General features: G+C 67.8%; 2 protein-coding genes. Both read left to right on the top strand.

What is annotated here, in order from left to right:
* Positions 1–514: 514 nt before the first annotated feature.
* A complete protein-coding gene (gene msuE / locus DMX10_RS32180) occupies positions 515–1,078 on the top strand; it encodes an FMN reductase (protein ID WP_111264889.1) in 564 nt (187 codons plus the stop codon).
* Between the two features lie 11 nt (positions 1,079–1,089).
* Positions 1,090–2,225, top strand: a 1,136-nt coding sequence (ssuD, locus tag DMX10_RS32175) for an FMNH2-dependent alkanesulfonate monooxygenase (protein WP_111264888.1), incomplete at its 3' end; no start/stop codon positions are given.

Here is a 2,225-nt window from a genome sequence, read left to right as displayed (position 1 = left end):
CCCACAAGAAGCACCCGTCCGATGGGTAGAGCGCAGCGCAACCCATGCTGCCGACGCCCACCTCAACCCCTTAACGCAGACAGAGCCAATTCATTCGCCCAAACCCCAAACACCCAACCCCACAAGACGCACCCGTAGGATGGGTAGAGCGCAGCGAAACCCATGCTGCCGAGGCCCATCTCAACCCCTTAACGCAGACAGAGCCAATTCATTCGCCCAAACCCAAACACCCAACCCCACAAGACGCACCCGTAGGATGGGTAGAGCGCAGCGAAACCCATGCTGCCGAGGCCGCCACAAACCCCGCAGCCCCCGTTCGCACCCATTCATCGGCGATGGCCGCAACCCAGCAAACTGTTTCCCCAGCAACACCCGATCAGCAGAAGTGTTGCCCACCTGGCAGGTTTTCCTGCCGCGACCCCGCCCAACTGCCCTGTTTCCGCACACTTCGGCTCTTGGTACGGCCCTTGCTCAGTCCCTCTGTACCTAGCGCAACATCACAAGGGACAACCCCATGAGCAACGCCATCAATGTGGTCGCCGTCTCCGGCGGCACCTTCCGCCCCTCGCGCACCCTGGTGCTGACCCAGGCCCTGGTGGCCGAGCTGGGCAAGCACCTGCCGGTCAACGTGCGCATCATCGAACTCGGCGATATCGCCCGCCCCGTGGGCGGTGCGCTGTCGCGCAAGGAGCTGCCGGAAACCGTCGAGCACGAGCTGCGCGCCATCGAGACCGCCGACCTGCTGGTGGTGGCGGCGCCTGTCTACCGCGGCTCCTACCCGGGCCAGTTCAAGCACCTGTTCGACCTGATCGACATGAATGCCCTGATCGACACCCCGGTGCTGCTCGCCGCCACCGGCGGCAGCGAGCGCCACGCGCTGGTCATCGACCACCAGCTGCGCCCGCTGTTCAGCTTCTTCCAGGCCCTCACCCTGCCCATCGGCGTCTACGCCTCCGAGGCCGACTTCGTCGATTACCAGGTCACCAGCGAGCCGCTGAAAGCCCGCATCGCGCTGGCCGCCGACCGCGCCGCCAGCCTCTTCGGCAGCCGCTCCGACGCCCTCAAGAAGATCGCCTGAAGGACAGCCCCATGAACGTGTTCTGGTTCCTCCCCACCCACGGCGACGGCCACTTCCTCGGCACCAGCCAGGGCGCCCGCCCGGTGTCGCTGCCCTACCTCAAGCAGGTGGCCCAGGCCGCCGACAGCCTCGGCTACTACGGCGTGCTGATCCCCACCGGCCGTTCCTGCGAGGACTCCTGGGTGGTCGCCTCGGCCCTGGCGCCGCTGACCGAGCGCCTGCGCTACCTGGTGGCGATCCGCCCCGGGATCATCTCGCCCACCGTCTCCGCGCGCATGGCCGCCACCCTCGACCGCCTCTCCGGCGGCCGCCTGCTGATCAACGTGGTGACCGGCGGCGACCCGGACGAAAACCGTGGCGACGGCATCCACCTCAGCCACGCCGAACGCTATGAAGTGACCGACGAATTCCTGCACATCTGGCGCCGCGTGCTGCAGGGCGAGTCGGTGGACTTCGAGGGCAAGCACCTGCAGGTGCAGAACGCCAAGGCGCTCTATCCGCCGATCCAGAAACCCTACCCGCCGCTGTACTTCGGTGGCTCCTCCGACGCCGCCCACGACCTGGCCGGCGAGCAGGTGGACGTCTACCTGACCTGGGGCGAACCGCCGGCCGCCGTGGCCGAGAAGATCGCCGACGTGCGCGAGCGCGCCGCCCGCCATGGCCGCAGCGTGAAGTTCGGCATCCGCCTGCACGTGATCGTCCGCGAGACCGCCGAGCAAGCCTGGCAGGCCGCCAGCAAGCTGATCGAGCACATCAGCGACGAAACCATCGAGGCGGCGCAGAAATCCTTCTCGCGCTTCGACTCCGAAGGCCAGCGGCGCATGGCCGCGCTGCACAACGGCCGCCGCGACAACCTGGAGATCGCCCCCAACCTCTGGGCCGGCGTCGGCCTGGTGCGCGGCGGTGCCGGCACCGCGCTGGTGGGCGACCCGCAGCAGGTGGCCGAGCGCATCAAGGAGTACGCGGACCTCGGCATCGAGAGCTTCATCTTCTCCGGCTACCCGCACCTGGAAGAGGCCTACCGCTTCGCCGAGCTGGTGTTCCCGCTGCTGCCCGAGCCCTATGCCAGCCTCGCCGGTCGCGGCGTCACCAACCTCACCGGGCCCTTCGGCGAAATGATCGCCAACGACGTGCTGCCGACCCAGGT

This window comes from Pseudomonas sp. 57B-090624, assembly GCF_003234055.1.
In the GTDB taxonomy this organism is placed as follows: Bacteria; Pseudomonadota; Gammaproteobacteria; order Pseudomonadales; family Pseudomonadaceae; genus Metapseudomonas; species Metapseudomonas tohonis.
This window is presented reverse-complemented; position numbering and strand designations above follow the sequence as displayed.